This is a genomic window from Pseudomonas sp. TE3728, assembly GCF_056279145.1.
On sequence record NZ_JBWBQT010000001.1, the window covers coordinates 5,517,672 to 5,533,001 of the forward strand.

A 15,330-nucleotide genomic window follows, 5' to 3' on the forward strand; every position below is an offset into this window, starting at 1 on the left:
AAATGAACTCAATAGAAAAAGTCGGGTCAGTCCTTGTCATGGCCTTATTCGTAAGGATAATGCCGACTTTTTTTCGCAAAGTTGAGCCTTCGATTCGCTTATGTTGTCCAGAACCTTGCTGTGCCTCGCTGTCGTCAGTGCTTCCACTCCCTTGCTCGCCGATACCGTCTGGTTGAAGAACGGTGACAAACTGAGCGGCAAAATCACCGTATTCGATGGTGGCAAGCTGCTGATTCAGACCGAGTACGCGGGCGCGGTTCCGATCGACTGGAATCAGGTCAAAACCCTGGAAAGCGATCAGCAACTGCTGGTCAAACAGGATGCCTACACCGGTGAGAAGGCCAAGTCGCTGCATGCGGCAGAGGACGGCAAAGTCACCCTGGCCAACGGCGATGGCCCCAAGACCGTGGAACTGGCCAGTATCCAGCAGATGCTCAAGCCCAAACCGGTGGTTGAGGATCTGGTCTGGAAGGGGCATGTCGATATGGCGCTGGATTACCAGCGTGCCGAAAAAGACACGGATGATTATGACGTCGACTTCAAGACCAGTGCGCGCCATGGCAGATGGCGACACACGGCAGAAGGCGAGTACAACCGCGAATTCCAGGATGACGTGGTCACCACGGATAATTGGCGGGGTGAGTACGCCCTCGACCGTTTTCTTACCGAGAAATGGTTCTGGCAAGGTCGTTTGAACTATAAGCGCGACAAGGTCGAAGAGCTCGCCCGTCAGCGCACCATCGGTACCGGCCCCGGTTATCAATTCTGGGATAACGAGCTGGGCGCTTTCTCCTTGGGCTCGCTGCTGAACAACACGGACTATGAATATTCAAACGGCAACAAGGAAAACTTCTACTCCCTGGCGATGAAGTGGGACTACAACCGTTATCTGGTCGGCAAGAAGGTCGAGTTCTTCACCAATGGCGAGGTCGGCAAGCCGCTGTCGGGCGTGGCGGATTACGCCCTCGATGCCGAGGTCGGCCTGCGCTACAAAGTCACCGATTGGGCGTCGCTGAACCTGAAGGCCGAGAAAGACATCATCAGCGGTAGCGAAGAGGCCGACCTGAGCAAGACTCGATACACGGCGGGGTTTGGCGTGACCTGGTAACACGCTGAAAGATCAAAAGATCGCAGCCTCGCTTCGCTCGACAGCTCCTACAGAGATCGCATATCAATGTAGGAGCTGTCGAGCGAAGCGAGGCTGCGATCTTTTTTGCCATGCAAAACACACAGGCACAAAAAAGCCCCGCTTTTGAGGGCGGGGCTTTTTACTAAAGCAAGTACAAGTTAGATAACTTGTACTTCTTCAGCTTGCATGCCTTTCTGACCGCGGGTAGCGATGAAAGAAACCTGTTGGCCTTCTTTCAGGCTTTTGAAGCCGTCGGATTGGATAGCTTTGAAGTGAACGAACAGGTCGTCACCGGATTGTGGAGTGATGAAGCCGAAGCCTTTTTCATCGTTGAACCACTTAACGGTACCGGTTTGGCGATTAGACATGGTGTAACTCCTTGAACAAAGATAACTGCGACGCAGGAAGAACCCTGGCCGAGACTGAGTGCAAAGAGCAGGAAAAATTCTTGTAGATGGTTGGATCGAAATTCAACATATCGTGTAGAGATTCTCAGTGACACAAGCAGCACAGTGGCGCCACCTTAACCCTTTTTCCGGAACGTGCCAATGTTTCTTGCGAAGGTTTCTCTGTTTTCATGACTGACGGTGCATTGAATAGCGGTGAAGGCCCGAAATTCACGGGGGATCGTCGAGAATTGTCTCCCGGACTTTGAACCCGGCGCGCCTGCCCGGTAAGATGCCGGACAGAATTTTTCCACCTCGCTATTCAGGACACCCGCCATGAGCATCAAATCGGACAAGTGGATTCGCCGCATGGCGCAAGAGCACGGCATGATCGAGCCCTTCGTCGAGCGCCAGGTGCGCGGCAGCGACGATAGCCGTGTGATCTCCTACGGCGTGTCCAGCTACGGCTACGATGTGCGTTGCACCAATCACTTCAAGGTGTTTACCAACATCAATTCGGCGATCGTCGACCCGAAAAACTTCGATGCTGGCAGCTTCGTCGACATCCACAGCGACGTGTGCATCATTCCGCCGAACTCCTTCGCTCTGGCCAGCACCGTCGAATACTTCCGCATCCCGCGTAACGTATTGACCATTTGCCTGGGTAAAAGCACCTACGCGCGTTGCGGCATCATCGTCAACGTCACGCCGCTCGAGCCTGAGTGGGAAGGTCACGTGACCCTGGAGTTCTCCAACACCACCAATCTGCCGGCGAAAATCTACGCGAACGAAGGCGTGGCGCAGATGTTGTTCCTTGAGTCGGACGAAGAGTGCGAAGTCTCCTACAAGGACCGTGGCGGCAAGTATCAGGGGCAGCGTGGCGTGACCCTGCCGCGTACCTGAGTCAGCCGTCTGACAAGCCGTTGGAATTCCTGAGCGGGCGTACACTCTATGGAATGTACTGCTCCGATTCGCGCAAGGCGGATCGGGCCATCGCTCAGGAGTGCTTCATGAAGATCGATCCGCGAATAAGTGCCGAACTGGCAAGGCTTGAGCCCAATCAGGTTGGCGTGCTGGCCTGGTCCTTGTTGGCACATCCGCCCGTCATGGCAGGGGGCATCCCCCATCAGCCTGATCCCGACACACCCAATGAAGATCCGACAGAACCCGGAGAGCCCACCCTGCCGGATGAGCCGCCTCCCGCGCCTGTTGTCTGATACCTGTGGGACAACCTGATTTCTGTAGGAGCGAGGCTTGCCCGCGAAGGCGTCCTTCCAGTCATATCAATGCGCAATGTGCCGACGCCTTCGCGGGCAAGCCTCGCTCCTACATTAGGGCGGAAGTTACTTAAGGTTGCCGCTGAGGAACTGCTTCAACCGCTCACTCTTCGGGTTGCCCAGCACGTCTTCCGGCGCGCCTTCTTCTTCCACCAGCCCCTGGTGCAGGAACAGCACCTGGCTCGATACCTTACGGGCGAAGCTCATTTCGTGGGTGACCATGATCATGGTCCGGCCTTCTTCGGCCAGGCCCTGGATGACCTTGAGCACTTCGCCTACCAGTTCCGGGTCGAGCGCCGAGGTCGGTTCGTCGAACAGCATGACCTCCGGTTCCATGGCCAGTGCGCGGGCAATGGCTACCCGTTGTTGCTGGCCGCCTGACAGGAACGCCGGGTACTGATCCGCTACGCGCGCCGCCAGGCCAACCTTGTCGAGGTAACGTCGGGCACGGTCTTCGGCCTCTTGCTTGCTGCAACCCAGGACCCGGCGCGGGGCCATGGTGATGTTTTCCAGCACCGTCATGTGGCTCCACAGGTTGAAGTGCTGGAACACCATGGCCAGGCGGGTGCGAATCCGCTGCAGTTCATCGGCATCGGCCACGCGCATGCCGTGACGGTCGTGGATCATGCGGATCGCCTGGCCATCCAGGCTCATGGCACCGTCGTTGGGTTGTTCGAGAAAGTTGATGCAGCGCAAAAAGGTGCTTTTACCCGAGCCGCTGGCGCCGATCAGGCTGATGACGTCGCCGGTTTTGGCCTTGAGCGAAACGCCTTTGAGCACCTGATGATCGCCATAGCTTTTATGCAGGCCTTCAATGGTCAGTTTGTACATGGGGCATGCATCCTTAAGGCGAAAGTAGGTAGCCACTGCGATAGGCTTCGGTGCCCGCGACGTGGGCGATCACCATGCCGGCAGTGGCCATGCGTCGCAGCGAACGGGCGTACATCAGCCCGGCGGCGGTGCAATGAACAGGGGTGACGCGATCATTGATCGGGTCGATGACTTCGGCGATCAGTTGTCCGGCTTCCAGGTATTCCCCGGGCAGGGCCGTGAACACTAGCAGTCCGCCCACGGGTGTCGCTACCGGTTCGACGCCGGCCAGTGGCGTGGCCGGGTAGGGCAGCTCCGGTAGTGGTGCCGGCTCACCGGCAATCGCGCCGAAATGAATCAGATAATCGATCAACGCCTGACAGTCGAGGCTGGCCAGCGGGTGATTGACGTCACCCTGGCCGCGTAATTCGACAGTAACTGAAAAACTGCCCAGCGGAATCTCGAACTGCTCGCCGAAGCGCTCTTTCAACTGCCACCAGAGCAGGGTGAAGCATTCATCGAACGATTGGCCACCCGAATCGGTAGCCAGCAGACTGGCTTCGGAACCGATGTAGCGCGCCAGTGGCTCGACCCTGGGCCAGGCCTCGGGCGTGGTGTAAAGGTGCGCCACGGCTTCGAAATCGCAATGCAGGTCCAGCACCATGTCTGCATCACAGGCCAGCCGTTGCAGGGTCAGGCGCTGGGATTGCAGTTGAGTGCCTGCGGTCTGTCGCGCCAACGCTTTGCGCAGGCTGTCGCGGATCAGTTCGAGGTTACGTTGCGGATCGTCGCCGAGCAGGCCTTCGATCTCGTTGCCGACTTCTTCACTCAAGTCGACGAACCAGCGATTGAAGTTCTGCCCGCTTTCCAGCTCGTAGCGGCCCAGTGGAACGTCCATCAACACTTGTTCCAGGCCGACCGGATTGGCCACGGGCACCAGCACGATCTCGCTGCGCAGTCGGCCGGCGGCTTCCAGCTCCGCCAGACGTCGCTTGAGGTGCCAGGCCACCAGCATGCCGGGCAATTCATCGGCATGCAGGGAGGACTGAATGTAAATCTTGCCTTTGGCCGACGACGGGCCGAAGTGGAAACTGTGAATCTGTCGCACGGTCCCCGGCAGCGGGGCCAGCAGGTCATGAATCTGGTGGCGCATGTACGAGTTGTCCTAGTGAGTCGGCCCGAGGAAGGCCAGCCATCGGCGTTCGGCGAGGCGGAACAGGCCGACCAGCGCAAAGGTAACGGTCAGGTAGATCAGTGCGGCGATGCCGAACGACTGGAATGTCAGGAAGGTTGCAGAGTTCGCATCGCGAGCGACTTTCAATACATCCGGGATGGTCGCGGTGAACGCCACGGTGGTCGAGTGCAGCATCAGAATCACTTCGTTGCTGTAATAAGGCAACGAGCGACGCAGGGCTGACGGCATGATCACGTAGGCGTAGAGCTTCCAGCCTGACAGACCATAAGCCTTGGCCGCTTCGATTTCTCCGTGAGGCAGGCTGCGAATCGCCCCGGCGAAGATCTCCGTGGTGTAGGCGCAGGTGTTCAGGGCGAAGGCCAGGATCGTGCAGTTCATCGCATCGCGAAAGAACGCATCGAGGACCGGCTGGGCGCGCACGGCCGCCAGGCTGTAGATACCGGTGTAGCAAATCAGCAGCTGGATATACAGCGGCGTACCCCGGAACAGGTAGACGTAAAACTGCACTGGCCAGCGGATGTAGATCTTGGGCGAAACCCTGGCGATGGACAGCGGGATCGATGCCAGAAAGCCGATGAAGATCGAAGCGCTGAGCAGCCACATGGTCATGGCCAGGCCGGTGATGTTGTAACCGTCGGTATAAAGGAAGGGTTTCCAGTATTCCTGCAAGAGTTCGATCATCGTACGGCCTCCCGGGAGCCGGCGGCGTAGCGGCGTTCGAGCCAGCGCAGGACGACGTTGGAGGCGCTGGTGATCAGCAGGTAAATCAGCGCAGCCAGCACCAGGAAATAGAACAGTTGATAGGTGCTTTTACCGGCGTCCTGCGCGGCTTTGACCAAGTCGGCCAGGCCGATGATCGAGACAAGCGCGGTGGCCTTGAGCATCACCATCCAGTTGTTGCCGATACCCGGCAGGGCGAAGCGCATCATTTGCGGGAACACCACGAAACGAAAACGCTGGCCGCGTTTGAGGCCGTAGGCGGTGGCGGCTTCGACTTGGCCCCGTGGCACGGCGAGGATCGCCCCGCGAAACGTTTCGGTGAAGTACGCACCATAAATGAAGCCCAGGGTGATGACCCCGGCGCTGAACGGGTTGATCTCGATGTATTCCCATTCCATGAAGTCGGTAAACGAGGTCAGCCAGGTTTGCAGGCTGTAGAAGATCAGCAGCATCAGCACCAGGTCGGGCACCCCACGAATCAGCGTGGTGTAGAGCTGGGCCGGTACCCGCACCAGCTTGACTTTTGACAGCTTGGCACTGGCGCCCAGCAAGCCGAGCAAAACGGCCACCAACAGCGACAACACCGATAATTTGATGGTCATCCAGGTGCCTTCCATCAGCAACGGACCGAAGCCCTGGAGGCTGAAGGCTGAGAGCCCCAGGTTTTGTAATAGGTTTTCGAACATAAATCAGCAACCTGATCGGGGTGAAAAAAGCGCCCATCGCGAGATGGGCGCCGGGCATTATTTGCCGCTGTACAGATTCAGATCGCCAAAGTGTTTCTTCTGAATGGTGGCGTAGGTGCCATCGTCGTGTAACGCTTTGATACCTTTATTCAAAAGCTCTTTGAGGTCTTTGTTACCTTTAGAGATACCGATCGCTGTTTTCGACGGCAGCAATTCGCTGTCGACTGGCTTGCTGACTTCGTAACCTTCGCCTTTTGGTGACTTCAAGAAGCCCAGTTCGGCTTGCAGCATGTCCTGGATCGCTGCATCGAGACGGCCGGAAGTCAGGTCGGAATACACCTGATCCTGGTTCTGATAGGCCTGGGTTTTTACGCCAGCCTTGTCCAGCACCGCTTTGGCGTACGCTTCCTGGATGGTGCCTTGCTCGTAACCGACGGTTTTACCCTTCAGCGAAGCGACGTCTTCGGTCAGGCCGGAACCTTTCTTGAACACGTAAGCGGTTGGGCCGGAGAACAACTCGTCGGAGAAGTCGATGACTTTTTCGCGGGCCGGGGTGACGGTCATCGAAGAGATCACACCGTCGAATTTATTGGCTTTCAAGCCCGGAATCATGCCGTCGAAATCGCTTTCGACCCATTTGCACTTGACCTTCAGCTCGGCGCAAATTGCATTGCCCAGGTCGATGTCGAAGCCTACCAGGCTACCGTCGGCTGCTTTGGACTCGAACGGCGCGTAAGAAGGGTCAACGCCAAAACGCAATTCTTTGTATTCCTTGGCCAGCGCGGAGCCGGCAGCCATGCACAACGCCAGTGCAGAAAGGGTCAGCAATGCTTTTTTCATTATTCAATCCCTAAGAACCAATATGAGCGCTTGTGGCGCAGAAGTACTGTTACTGAAAAGCGTAAGACCTATTAAAAGTAGCAATTTCCGAACCAGAGTCCCGAACAAGCGTTTAAAAGGTAATACAAGAAGCGGCAAAGCGGGATTTTATGCACAAAAACGGGCATCGCCAGATCCCTGCGCCTGGATGGTGCGCAGAACGGTGAGGGGCCTGTAGCAGCTCACAGAAATCAGGTCAGGCGAGCAAATCCTGCAACATCGCCAAGTTGTCAGCTTCCTCCACCGATTTGTCCTTCCGCCAACGCAGCATTCTCGGAAACCGCACCGCAATCCCGCTCTTATGCCGCTTCGACAGGGCAATACCCTCGAATCCCAGCTCAAACACCAAAGTCGGTTTCACACTACTCACCGGTCCGAATTTTTCCACCGTGGTCTTGCGTACGATGCTGTCGACCTGACGCATTTCATCGTCAGTCAACCCGGAGTAAGCCTTGGCGAAAGGTACCAGCGTTCGCTCGCGGGCAGAGGGAGGACCGTCCCACACCGCGAACGTGTAATCAGTGTAGAGGCTGGCCCGGCGGCCATGGCCCTGCTGGGCATAGATCAGCACCGCATCGACACTGAACGGGTCGACTTTCCATTTCCACCACACACCCATGTCCTTGGTCCGCCCGACGCCATACAACGCATCGCGGGCCTTGAGCATCATGCCTTCGACGCCCAGTCTGCGGGAGGCTTCCCGTTGACGGCCAAGGTCGAACCAGTCTTCGCCGGTCAGCACCGGCGAGCTCATTAATACCGGGTTTGCGCAAGTGAGGATGAGTTGCTCCAGCTGAGTGCGGCGCGTGGCTTGGGTCTGGTTACGCCAATCCTCGCCCTGCCATTCCAGCAGGTCATAGGCCAGGATGACCACGGGTACTTCATCGAGGATTTTCTTGCTTAGCGTTCTACGGCCGATCCGCTGTTGCAACAGGGCGAAGGGCTGCACAGCGGGTGGCGACGGCGAATGCGGGTCGAAGGCGTCGTTGATGCCCGATTGTGCAGCTTTCCAGGCGACGATTTCACCGTCGATCACCGTGCCATCGGGCAAACCGTGAACCAGGCTTTCCAGTTCGGGGAAGCGCTCGCTTACCAGCTCTTCACCTCGCGACCAGATCCACAAGCGCCCATCGCGCTTGACCACTTGAGCGCGGATGCCGTCCCACTTCCATTCCACTTGCCACTGATTGACGGGGCCGAGCAGGGCGTCGAACTGCTCGACCGGGTGCGACAACGCATGGGCGAGGAAAAACGGGTAGGGCTGACCACCCCGTTGGGCATGCTCATTGGGTGATTCGGGGGCGATCAGCTTCAGGTAACTGGCGGCGCTTGGTCGGTTAGACAAATCGGTGTAACCCACCAGCCGCTGGGCCACGCGTTTGCTGTCGAGCCCGGCCATCGCCGCCAAGGCGCGGGTGACCAGCAATTTGGAGACCCCGACACGGAAACTGCCAGTGATCAGTTTGATGCACAGCATCAGACTCTGGCGATCCAGTTGCGCCCACAAGGCGGGCAAGCATTCGGCGAGGGTCAGCGGGGGCGCGTTACGCAGCGGCAGCAGTTTGTCTTCAATCCACACCGCCAGCCCATCGGTAGAGGTGTGGTGCGTTTCGGGTAGCACCAGCGAGATGGTTTCCGCCAGATCACCGACGGCCTGATAACTCTCTTCGAACAACCAGGGTGGGAGCCCGGAAAACGCTGTGGCCATTTCCCGCAGCATTCGTACCGGCACCAATTGTCGAGGGCGCCCACCGGACAGAAAGTACACCGCCCAGGCGGCATCTTCGGGCGCGGCCTGGGCGAAATAGCTCTGCATCGCCGCCAGTTTGGCGTTGCTCGAGGTGGTGGCGTCGAGTTCGGCATACAAGTCGGCGAAGGCTTTCATGCCAGCACCTCGGCGCTCTCGGGTTCGAGGACTGTGGTTTCTTCATCATCGCCATATTCGGTGCTGAAACTCATGGCATCGAGGCCTTGTTCGCGCAGATAGCGCACCAATACCCCGATCGAACCATGGGTGACGATCACGCGTTCGGCTCCGGTTTGTTCGATGGCCCAAAGCAGGCCGGGCCAGTCGGCGTGATCCGATAGCACAAAACCGCGGTCCACACTGCGCCGGCGCCGTGTACCGCGCAAGCGCATCCAACCGCTGGCGAAGCCATCGCTGTAATCACCGAAACGCCGTACCCAAGGGCTGGCACCCGCCGAAGGAGGGGCGAGGACCAAAGCCTTGCGCATCATCGGGTCATGCTTTTTAACGTCGCCGGCATAGATCGTTGGCGGTAAATAAATGCCGCTCTGGCGATAAATCCGATTGATGGGTTCAACCGCGCCGTGGACCAGAATGGGGCCGAGGCTGGCATCGATGCCGTGAAGAATCCGTTGAGCCTTGCCGAAGGCATAGCAGAGCAGCACGCTGGTCTTGTCGGCCGCCGCATTGGCCCGCCACCACTGATTGATCTCGGCAAAGATCTGCGCCTGGGGTTGCCAGCGGTAAATCGGCAGGCCGAACGTCGATTCCGTGATGAACGTGTGGCAACGCACCGGTTCGAATGGCGCACAGGTGCCATCGGGCTCGGTCTTGTAATCCCCCGAGGCGACCCAGACTTCCCCGCCATATTCCAGACGTACCTGGGCGGAGCCGAGTACGTGGCCCGCGGGGTGAAAACTCAGTTTTACACCGCGGTGCAGCAATGGCTCGCCATAAGGCAAGGTTTGCAGGTTGATGTTCTGGCCCAGACGCGCACGCAGGATGCCTGCACCCGGCGCCGCGGCCAGATAATGTTGATTGCCATGGCGAGCATGGTCGCTGTGGGCGTGGGTGATGATCGAGCGTTCGACCGGCTGCCATGGGTCGATATAGAAATCACCGGGCGGGCAGTACAAACCTTCAGGACGAGCGATAACAAGGTCCATGTTGTTACCCAAATGGAGAGGCCTGTTAGCTAGGAGGTTTGCGCGAGACGAGAAGTTCTATTTATTTTGGGGAAGAATGGAGGCGTTAAACAGGCCGCTTTCGCGAGCAAGCCAGTTAAGGTTTTTTAGAGAGAAATTATCGCACTTGTGGCGAGGGAGCTTGCTCCCGCTGGGGCGCGCAGCGGCCCCGAATCTACCACCGCGCAGATCCCGTTAGAACACAGGCGTCTGTATTGCGACTGCTGCGCAGTCGAGCGGGAGCAAGCTCCCTCGCCACAATGGATTTTCAGCACCAATGGGACCGGCAGCATGCTTTCGCGAGCCGACCCGGTCCCACTCCAGGTTACTTGCCAGGCGTCAGCGTCAACCGCGTCTTGCCATACACCTTGTCAAAGTTCTGTGGCTGCATCGGCAGGCTCATGTATTGCCCCTTGAGCCATGGCTCGACGCTGTCGAGATAGTGCGCGCTGGCCGGGTTGCCGGACTGGCCGCTACCGTTCTGGCCCATCAGTGGTTCGGCCTGGCCGAAATCGACGATAAAGCGCATGGCCGGCGCCAGCGTGGTGTTGAAGTCCTGACCCCAGGTGAACGCGGCGGTGTTGAGCGTGGTGTGGTCGCCGCCGGCTGCCAGCGGACCACGTACAGTCTGGCCACTGGCGTTCTTCCATTCGTAGCGATGCAGTTTGCCCCACTGCCAGGCTTTGTGATCGCCACCTAACTGGCTGTCCCCCGCACTGATCGCGGCCGCCAGGCTACGGGCGAGGATCGCCGGTTTGTCTTCTTTCTGCGAGGTGCGCAGGTCGTCCCAGAACGGACTGTCCTCACGGCTCAGCAGATGATCGGCCTGCGCCGCGTAAGACAACTTGCCGTTGGCGATAAAGGCTTTCCACGCCGGGGTGCTTTCCGGGCCCAGTTCGTCGAGGAAAATCTGCTTGGTGCTTTCCTGCAGGAACAGCTCGTAAATCGCCGCGTCGGCGGAGGTCGGGCTGAGTTTGCCGTCGAAAGCCATCAAGCGCGTATAAGCCTCGCGAGCCTTGCCGCGATCAGCCACCGGCAACGCTTCGATGGCTTGTTTGAGGGGCTGAGCCATGCCCGGTGCTCCAAACATCTTCTTCAGCTTGGCAGCGAAGGTGGTGGTCTGGTCGTATTGCATGGCGATCAGGCTACGCGTGTCGTGTTTGCCCACGCCCGCCAGTTCGGCCATGCGTTCACCGCGCTCCGGCGCCGACCAGGAATTGGACAGTTGCATGCCGTAGCCATGGGGAATGACCCGCTGGTTGGCGGTGCCGAGCCAGCCTTGAGCCGGGTCCTGGTCATAGGGATGGAGCATCGGGTCGGCGTAACCGTCCCAGTCGTAGCGACCTTCCCAGCCCGGCGACGGCAGCAAGCCTTCGCCTTCGCGACGGTTCGGGTAACGCCCGGTAACTTGCCAGCCGATATTGCTGGCATCGGCAAACACCAGATTCAGGGCGATGGCGCGGATCTCACGGCTGGCGTCCGAGGCTTTCTCGACGCTCTGCGCTCGGGACAGGTCGAAAAACGCGTCCAGGGTTTTGTCGTCGGTGAAGTTCGGCGTCTGCAAGGCCAGGCCGAAACCATTCGCCAACGCGGTGCCTTGGGCGCTGTTGAGCAGCGGTCCGTGGCGGGTTTCGTACACCGCTTCGCGAATCGGCCGCTGGCCTTTGACGAAGTAGGTTTCGTTGCGCACGATCGCCGGCTGCCATTTGCCGCTGACTTCGTAAGAAAGGCCGTTGCCCTGGCGTTTGATTTTTTCCAGGAACAGGTCCTGGTTGTCGCCCATGACCGTGGTCATGCTCCACGCCACTTTGCCGTTGAAACCACCGAGCACCATCGGTAACCCGGCAATGGTCACGCCGGAGGCCTGGTATTTCGGCGCGCGAATCTGCACGTAGCTGAACAGCGACGGCACGCCCAGCGGCCCATGGCTGTCGCTGGCCAACAGGCTTTTGCCACTGCGACTGCGTTGCGGGGCGATCGCCCAGTTGTTCGAAGACGTGGCGCCCAGCAGGTTCAGATTCGACAATTGAGTGGTGGCTTTGCTGATTTCACTCAGCCCCGGGATTTGCCCGTTGAGTTTGAGGCCTTGAAGTTTTTCCGCTTCTGCGACCGGCAATTTTTCGTCGGGAGCGGACGGCGTCAGCCACGCCAGTTTGTCGGTGCTGACCGTCTGAGCCAGCATCAATGAGGAAATTTCTTCCGGCAGGTTCGCCGATTGACTGAAATTCAGCAGGCAGAAAATCAGCGCCGAATCTTCCGGTTTCCAGTATTCCGGCTTATAGCCAGTGGCCGCGAGGTCGGCAGGCAGTTTGTCGCGGTAGCGGAACAGGTAGGCGTTGACCCCACGGGCATAGACTTCGAAGAAACGCTTGAGGCGCGGCGAAGAAGCCTTGTACAGCTCACCCGCGCTTTTCTTCAGGTTGACCGCACGCATGTAGCGGTCGGCGTCGAGCAAGTCCGAACCGGACATCTCCGCCAGACGGCCCTGGGCCAGCAGGCGCAGAGTGACCATTTGGCTGATGCGGTCGCTGGCGTGCACGTAACCGAGGGTGAACAGCGCATCGTGGAAGCTGTTGCTCTCGATCAGCGGCATGCCCATGGCATTGCGCCGAATCGAAACGTTCTGCGCCAGGCCCTTGAGCGGTTGCACGCCTGAGGTCGGCGGGAGGGTGTCTTGAGTGTTCCAGGTCTGACAACCGGTCAGGCTTAAAACACCGGCCACTGCTGCGGCAACGCCGAACCTGGGAAGAAAATGTGTAAGGGCTGGCGAGGCCATGGCAAAGCTCCTGCGGGGGTAGAGGCGCAATAAAGGCGCTACGTTAGTGAGCAGGAGGTGGCCGCGCAAGCGGGGTACAGATCTTATTTCGGGATTTAATTGTTAAACCCAAAAGATCGCAGCCTTCGGCAGCTCCTACGGGTGTACTCCGATCCCCTGTAGGAGCTGCCGAAGGCTGCGATCTTTTGCTCTTTGAATCAGGATCAGGATTTAGGTGGATTGACCTTGGCCACCAGCGCATACGCTTTCACCGTCGCCGGGCGGTTCTGGATGTGGGTGAACCAACGCAATACGTTGGGGAAGTCTTCCAGGTTCTGGCTTTGCCACTTGTGAGAAACGATCCACGGGTAGATCGCCATGTCGGCAATGCTGTATTCGCTGCCGGCGACAAATTCATTGTTGGTCAGTTGCTTGTCGAGCACTCCATAGAGGCGGGCGGTTTCGTCGATGTAGCGCTTGATCGCGTAAGGGATTTTCTCCGGTGCGAATTGGCTGAAGTGATGATTTTGCCCGGCCATCGGCCCCAGGCCACCCATCTGCCAGAACAACCATTGCAACGCTTGCTGGCGTCCGCGCAGATCCTTGGGCAGGAACTTGCCGGTTTTTTCCGCCAGGTACAGCAGAATCGCCCCCGACTCGAACAGTGCCAACGGTTCACCGCCATCGGCCGGCTCATGATCGACGATGGCCGGGATTTTGTTGTTCGGCGAGATCTTCAGGAAATCGGGTTTGAACTGGTCGTTCTGGCTGATGTTGATCGGGTAAACGTTGTAGTGCAGGCCGGCTTCTTCCAGGAATATCGAAATCTTGTGGCCGTTGGGGGTGGTCCAGTAATACAAGTCGATCATGAAGTACTCCAAATCAAGAGATATCGTCAGGTACGGACAGCGACCGCCGGCATCAGGTCGTCCTGTTTGCGTTGGATGGCTTGCCAGTAGGAGGAGGTGATGCTGAAGTGCGGTAAATTCAATGCCCCAGCAGGAGAAAAGTCGGCATGGAGCTCAAGACAAACGCGGCGCTGATCATCATCGATCAACAAAAAGGCATTCTGCATCCCAAACTGGGTCGTCGAAACAACCCTCAGGCCGAAGAGCGCATCCTGGAATTGCTGGGGCATTGGCGTCGAACCGGGCGGCCGGTGATTCACGTGCAGCACCTGTCCCGTTCAGAGGATTCTGTGCTCTGGCCGCAGCAATCGGGGGTGGAATTTCAGGAGCGTTTTCAACCATCGATGGGTGAGTGGCTGATTCAGAAGCAGGTGCCGGATGCTTTTTGTTCGACGGGGCTGGAAGCACGTTTGCGCGAGGCGGGGATCGATCAGTTGATCATCGTTGGCGTGGCGACCCACAACTCGGTGCAGTCCACGGCGCGAACGGCCGGGAATCTGGGGTTTGACGCGTGGGTTGCTGAGGATGCGTGCTTTACCTTCGATAAGACGGATTATTTTGGCAATGCTCATTCAGCCGAGGAGGTACATGCGATGTCGCTGGGTAATTTGCATGGGGAATATGCGACGGTCGTCAGTACCGCGAAAATTCTGCAGGCCGACTAAAAAACCTGTGGGAGCGAGCCTGCTCGCGATAGCGGTCTAACGGCCAAATTGATAGTGAATGTGCTGCCGTCATCGCGAGCAGGCTCGCTCCCACAGTTGATCGGCGGTGTTCACAATTTTGTGGTTCACAAAAGATCCCAGTGGGAGCGAGGCTTGCCCGCGATAGCGATTCAACAGGCGAAGATTATCTTCGCCCGAAGCATCAAGCGCCGTGGCACTTCTTGAATTTCTTGCCATTGCCGCAAGGGCAAGGGTCGTTGCGGCCGACGTCTTTCAAGGCATTGCGCACCGGTTCCTGGTGGGCGTGGCCGCAGTTCGGGCCGTGGACATGGCCATGGTCGTGATCATGGTGATCGTGATGGTCATGATCGTGGTTGCAGTCAGGGCCATGGACATGAGGTTGCTGGGTCATCGGGGTCACTCCGGAATTAAATCGGCGGCGATTATCACGCCATTGCGCGCCAGGTGCACGTAGTGCGCGATGAATAAACCGGTTTCCATCTCACCTTCCAGGCGATAGGGGATTGGTTGGTCGGCTTTTTTCAGCAGTTTTACCAGATCCCGGACTTTCGGCCACAGGTTGGTGCGGATCGGTACTTTAAAATAAGCACTGCGTTTGGGGCCGACCGTGAACCAGTGTTCGTACTCGCCTTCGGTCAGCAGTATGTCCCCCAAGTGAATGCGATATTCCAGGGCACGCACCGTCAGGTCTTGGTCATTGGGATTGTCGACGCGAAAATGCAGCAGGAATTTCTGCTCCAGTAGTTTGGCACGGATCACCTCGACCTTGACCAGATGCACCTGCGGCTCCGGCAAGTCGTCGCCGAACCACGACGCACAGCCGCCGAGCCCCAGAAACATGAGCAGGGTGAGCAGCTGTAATGTGCGCCGCCGGGTGTTCATGGTCGTGTTTCTCTCTTGCCCCCAAGTCAAGCCCCCAAAAGATCGCAGCCTTCGGCAGCTCCTACGCGCCTGTGGGCGCCGCCGAA

General features: G+C 58.3%; 16 protein-coding genes. 4 read left to right on the forward strand and 12 right to left on the reverse strand.

What is annotated here, in order from left to right:
* Positions 1–100 precede the first annotated feature (100 nt).
* Positions 101–1,108, forward strand: coding sequence for a DUF481 domain-containing protein (locus ACZ89R_RS24185; protein ID WP_123499324.1), 1,008 nt, complete (start codon positions 101–103; stop codon positions 1,106–1,108).
* Positions 1,109–1,287: 179 nt separating this feature from the next.
* Here the strand turns inward: ACZ89R_RS24185 and ACZ89R_RS24190 are convergent, their stop codons facing one another.
* On the reverse strand, positions 1,288–1,497 hold the full coding sequence (locus ACZ89R_RS24190) for a cold-shock protein (RefSeq protein ID WP_002554837.1): 210 nt from the start codon (positions 1,495–1,497) through the stop codon (positions 1,288–1,290).
* A gap of 354 nt (positions 1,498–1,851) precedes the next feature.
* Between ACZ89R_RS24190 and dcd the strand changes: the two genes are divergently transcribed.
* The gene (gene dcd, locus ACZ89R_RS24195) at positions 1,852–2,418 is read left to right on the forward strand and encodes a dCTP deaminase (RefSeq protein ID WP_007904652.1); all 567 of its coding nucleotides are present in this window, start codon (positions 1,852–1,854) and stop codon (positions 2,416–2,418) included.
* A gap of 107 nt (positions 2,419–2,525) precedes the next feature.
* Positions 2,526–2,732 (forward strand): hypothetical protein, encoded by a 207-nt coding sequence (locus ACZ89R_RS24200; protein ID WP_218398371.1) that lies wholly within the window; start codon positions 2,526–2,528, stop codon positions 2,730–2,732.
* 126 nt (positions 2,733–2,858) lie between these two features.
* Here ACZ89R_RS24200 and ACZ89R_RS24205 read toward each other — a convergent pair whose 3' ends face one another.
* The 9 genes from ACZ89R_RS24205 to ACZ89R_RS24245 all read right to left on the reverse strand — a co-directional run bounded on the left by ACZ89R_RS24205 (position 2,859) and on the right by ACZ89R_RS24245 (position 13,637).
* On the reverse strand, positions 2,859–3,623 hold the full coding sequence (locus ACZ89R_RS24205) for an ABC transporter ATP-binding protein (protein ID WP_429544364.1): 765 nt from the start codon (positions 3,621–3,623) through the stop codon (positions 2,859–2,861).
* 13 nt (positions 3,624–3,636) lie between these two features.
* Positions 3,637–4,755, reverse strand: coding sequence for a succinylglutamate desuccinylase/aspartoacylase family protein (locus ACZ89R_RS24210; protein WP_429544363.1), 1,119 nt, complete (start codon positions 4,753–4,755; stop codon positions 3,637–3,639).
* A 12-nt stretch (positions 4,756–4,767) separates the two neighbouring features.
* A complete protein-coding gene (locus ACZ89R_RS24215; RefSeq protein ID WP_007904660.1) occupies positions 4,768–5,478 on the reverse strand; it encodes an ABC transporter permease in 711 nt (236 codons plus the stop codon).
* The gene (locus tag ACZ89R_RS24220; RefSeq protein ID WP_218398364.1) at positions 5,475–6,203 is read right to left on the reverse strand and encodes an ABC transporter permease; all 729 of its coding nucleotides are present in this window, start codon (positions 6,201–6,203) and stop codon (positions 5,475–5,477) included. The genes ACZ89R_RS24215 and ACZ89R_RS24220 overlap by 4 nt, the downstream gene beginning before the upstream one ends.
* Positions 6,204–6,260: 57 nt before the next feature.
* Positions 6,261–7,043, reverse strand: a complete 783-nt coding sequence (locus ACZ89R_RS24225; protein ID WP_429544362.1) for a transporter substrate-binding domain-containing protein — start codon at positions 7,041–7,043, stop codon at positions 6,261–6,263.
* A gap of 235 nt (positions 7,044–7,278) precedes the next feature.
* Positions 7,279–8,967, reverse strand: coding sequence for an ATP-dependent DNA ligase (locus tag ACZ89R_RS24230; protein WP_429544361.1), 1,689 nt, complete (start codon positions 8,965–8,967; stop codon positions 7,279–7,281).
* Positions 8,964–9,995 carry a ligase-associated DNA damage response exonuclease gene (locus ACZ89R_RS24235; protein ID WP_429544360.1) on the reverse strand — a complete coding sequence of 344 codons (1,032 nt, stop codon included), beginning with the start codon at positions 9,993–9,995 and terminating at the stop codon, positions 8,964–8,966. Before ACZ89R_RS24235 ends, ACZ89R_RS24230 begins: the two co-directional genes overlap by 4 nt.
* Before the next feature lie 343 nt (positions 9,996–10,338).
* On the reverse strand, positions 10,339–12,789 hold the full coding sequence (locus ACZ89R_RS24240) for a penicillin acylase family protein (protein ID WP_429544359.1): 2,451 nt from the start codon (positions 12,787–12,789) through the stop codon (positions 10,339–10,341).
* Between the two features lie 203 nt (positions 12,790–12,992).
* Positions 12,993–13,637: a glutathione binding-like protein gene (locus tag ACZ89R_RS24245; protein ID WP_429544358.1), complete on the reverse strand. Its 645-nt coding sequence runs from the start codon at positions 13,635–13,637 to the stop codon at positions 12,993–12,995.
* 146 nt (positions 13,638–13,783) lie between these two features.
* Between ACZ89R_RS24245 and ACZ89R_RS24250 the strand changes: the two genes are divergently transcribed.
* Positions 13,784–14,341 carry a cysteine hydrolase family protein gene (locus tag ACZ89R_RS24250; RefSeq protein WP_429544357.1) on the forward strand — a complete coding sequence of 186 codons (558 nt, stop codon included), beginning with the start codon at positions 13,784–13,786 and terminating at the stop codon, positions 14,339–14,341.
* 202 nt (positions 14,342–14,543) lie between these two features.
* Here ACZ89R_RS24250 and ACZ89R_RS24255 read toward each other — a convergent pair whose 3' ends face one another.
* The gene (locus tag ACZ89R_RS24255; protein ID WP_007906737.1) at positions 14,544–14,753 is read right to left on the reverse strand and encodes an SEC-C metal-binding domain-containing protein; all 210 of its coding nucleotides are present in this window, start codon (positions 14,751–14,753) and stop codon (positions 14,544–14,546) included.
* A gap of 5 nt (positions 14,754–14,758) precedes the next feature.
* Positions 14,759–15,244, reverse strand: coding sequence for an LEA/WHy family protein (locus ACZ89R_RS24260; RefSeq protein WP_429544356.1), 486 nt, complete (start codon positions 15,242–15,244; stop codon positions 14,759–14,761).
* Between the last annotated feature and the right edge of the window lie 86 nt (positions 15,245–15,330).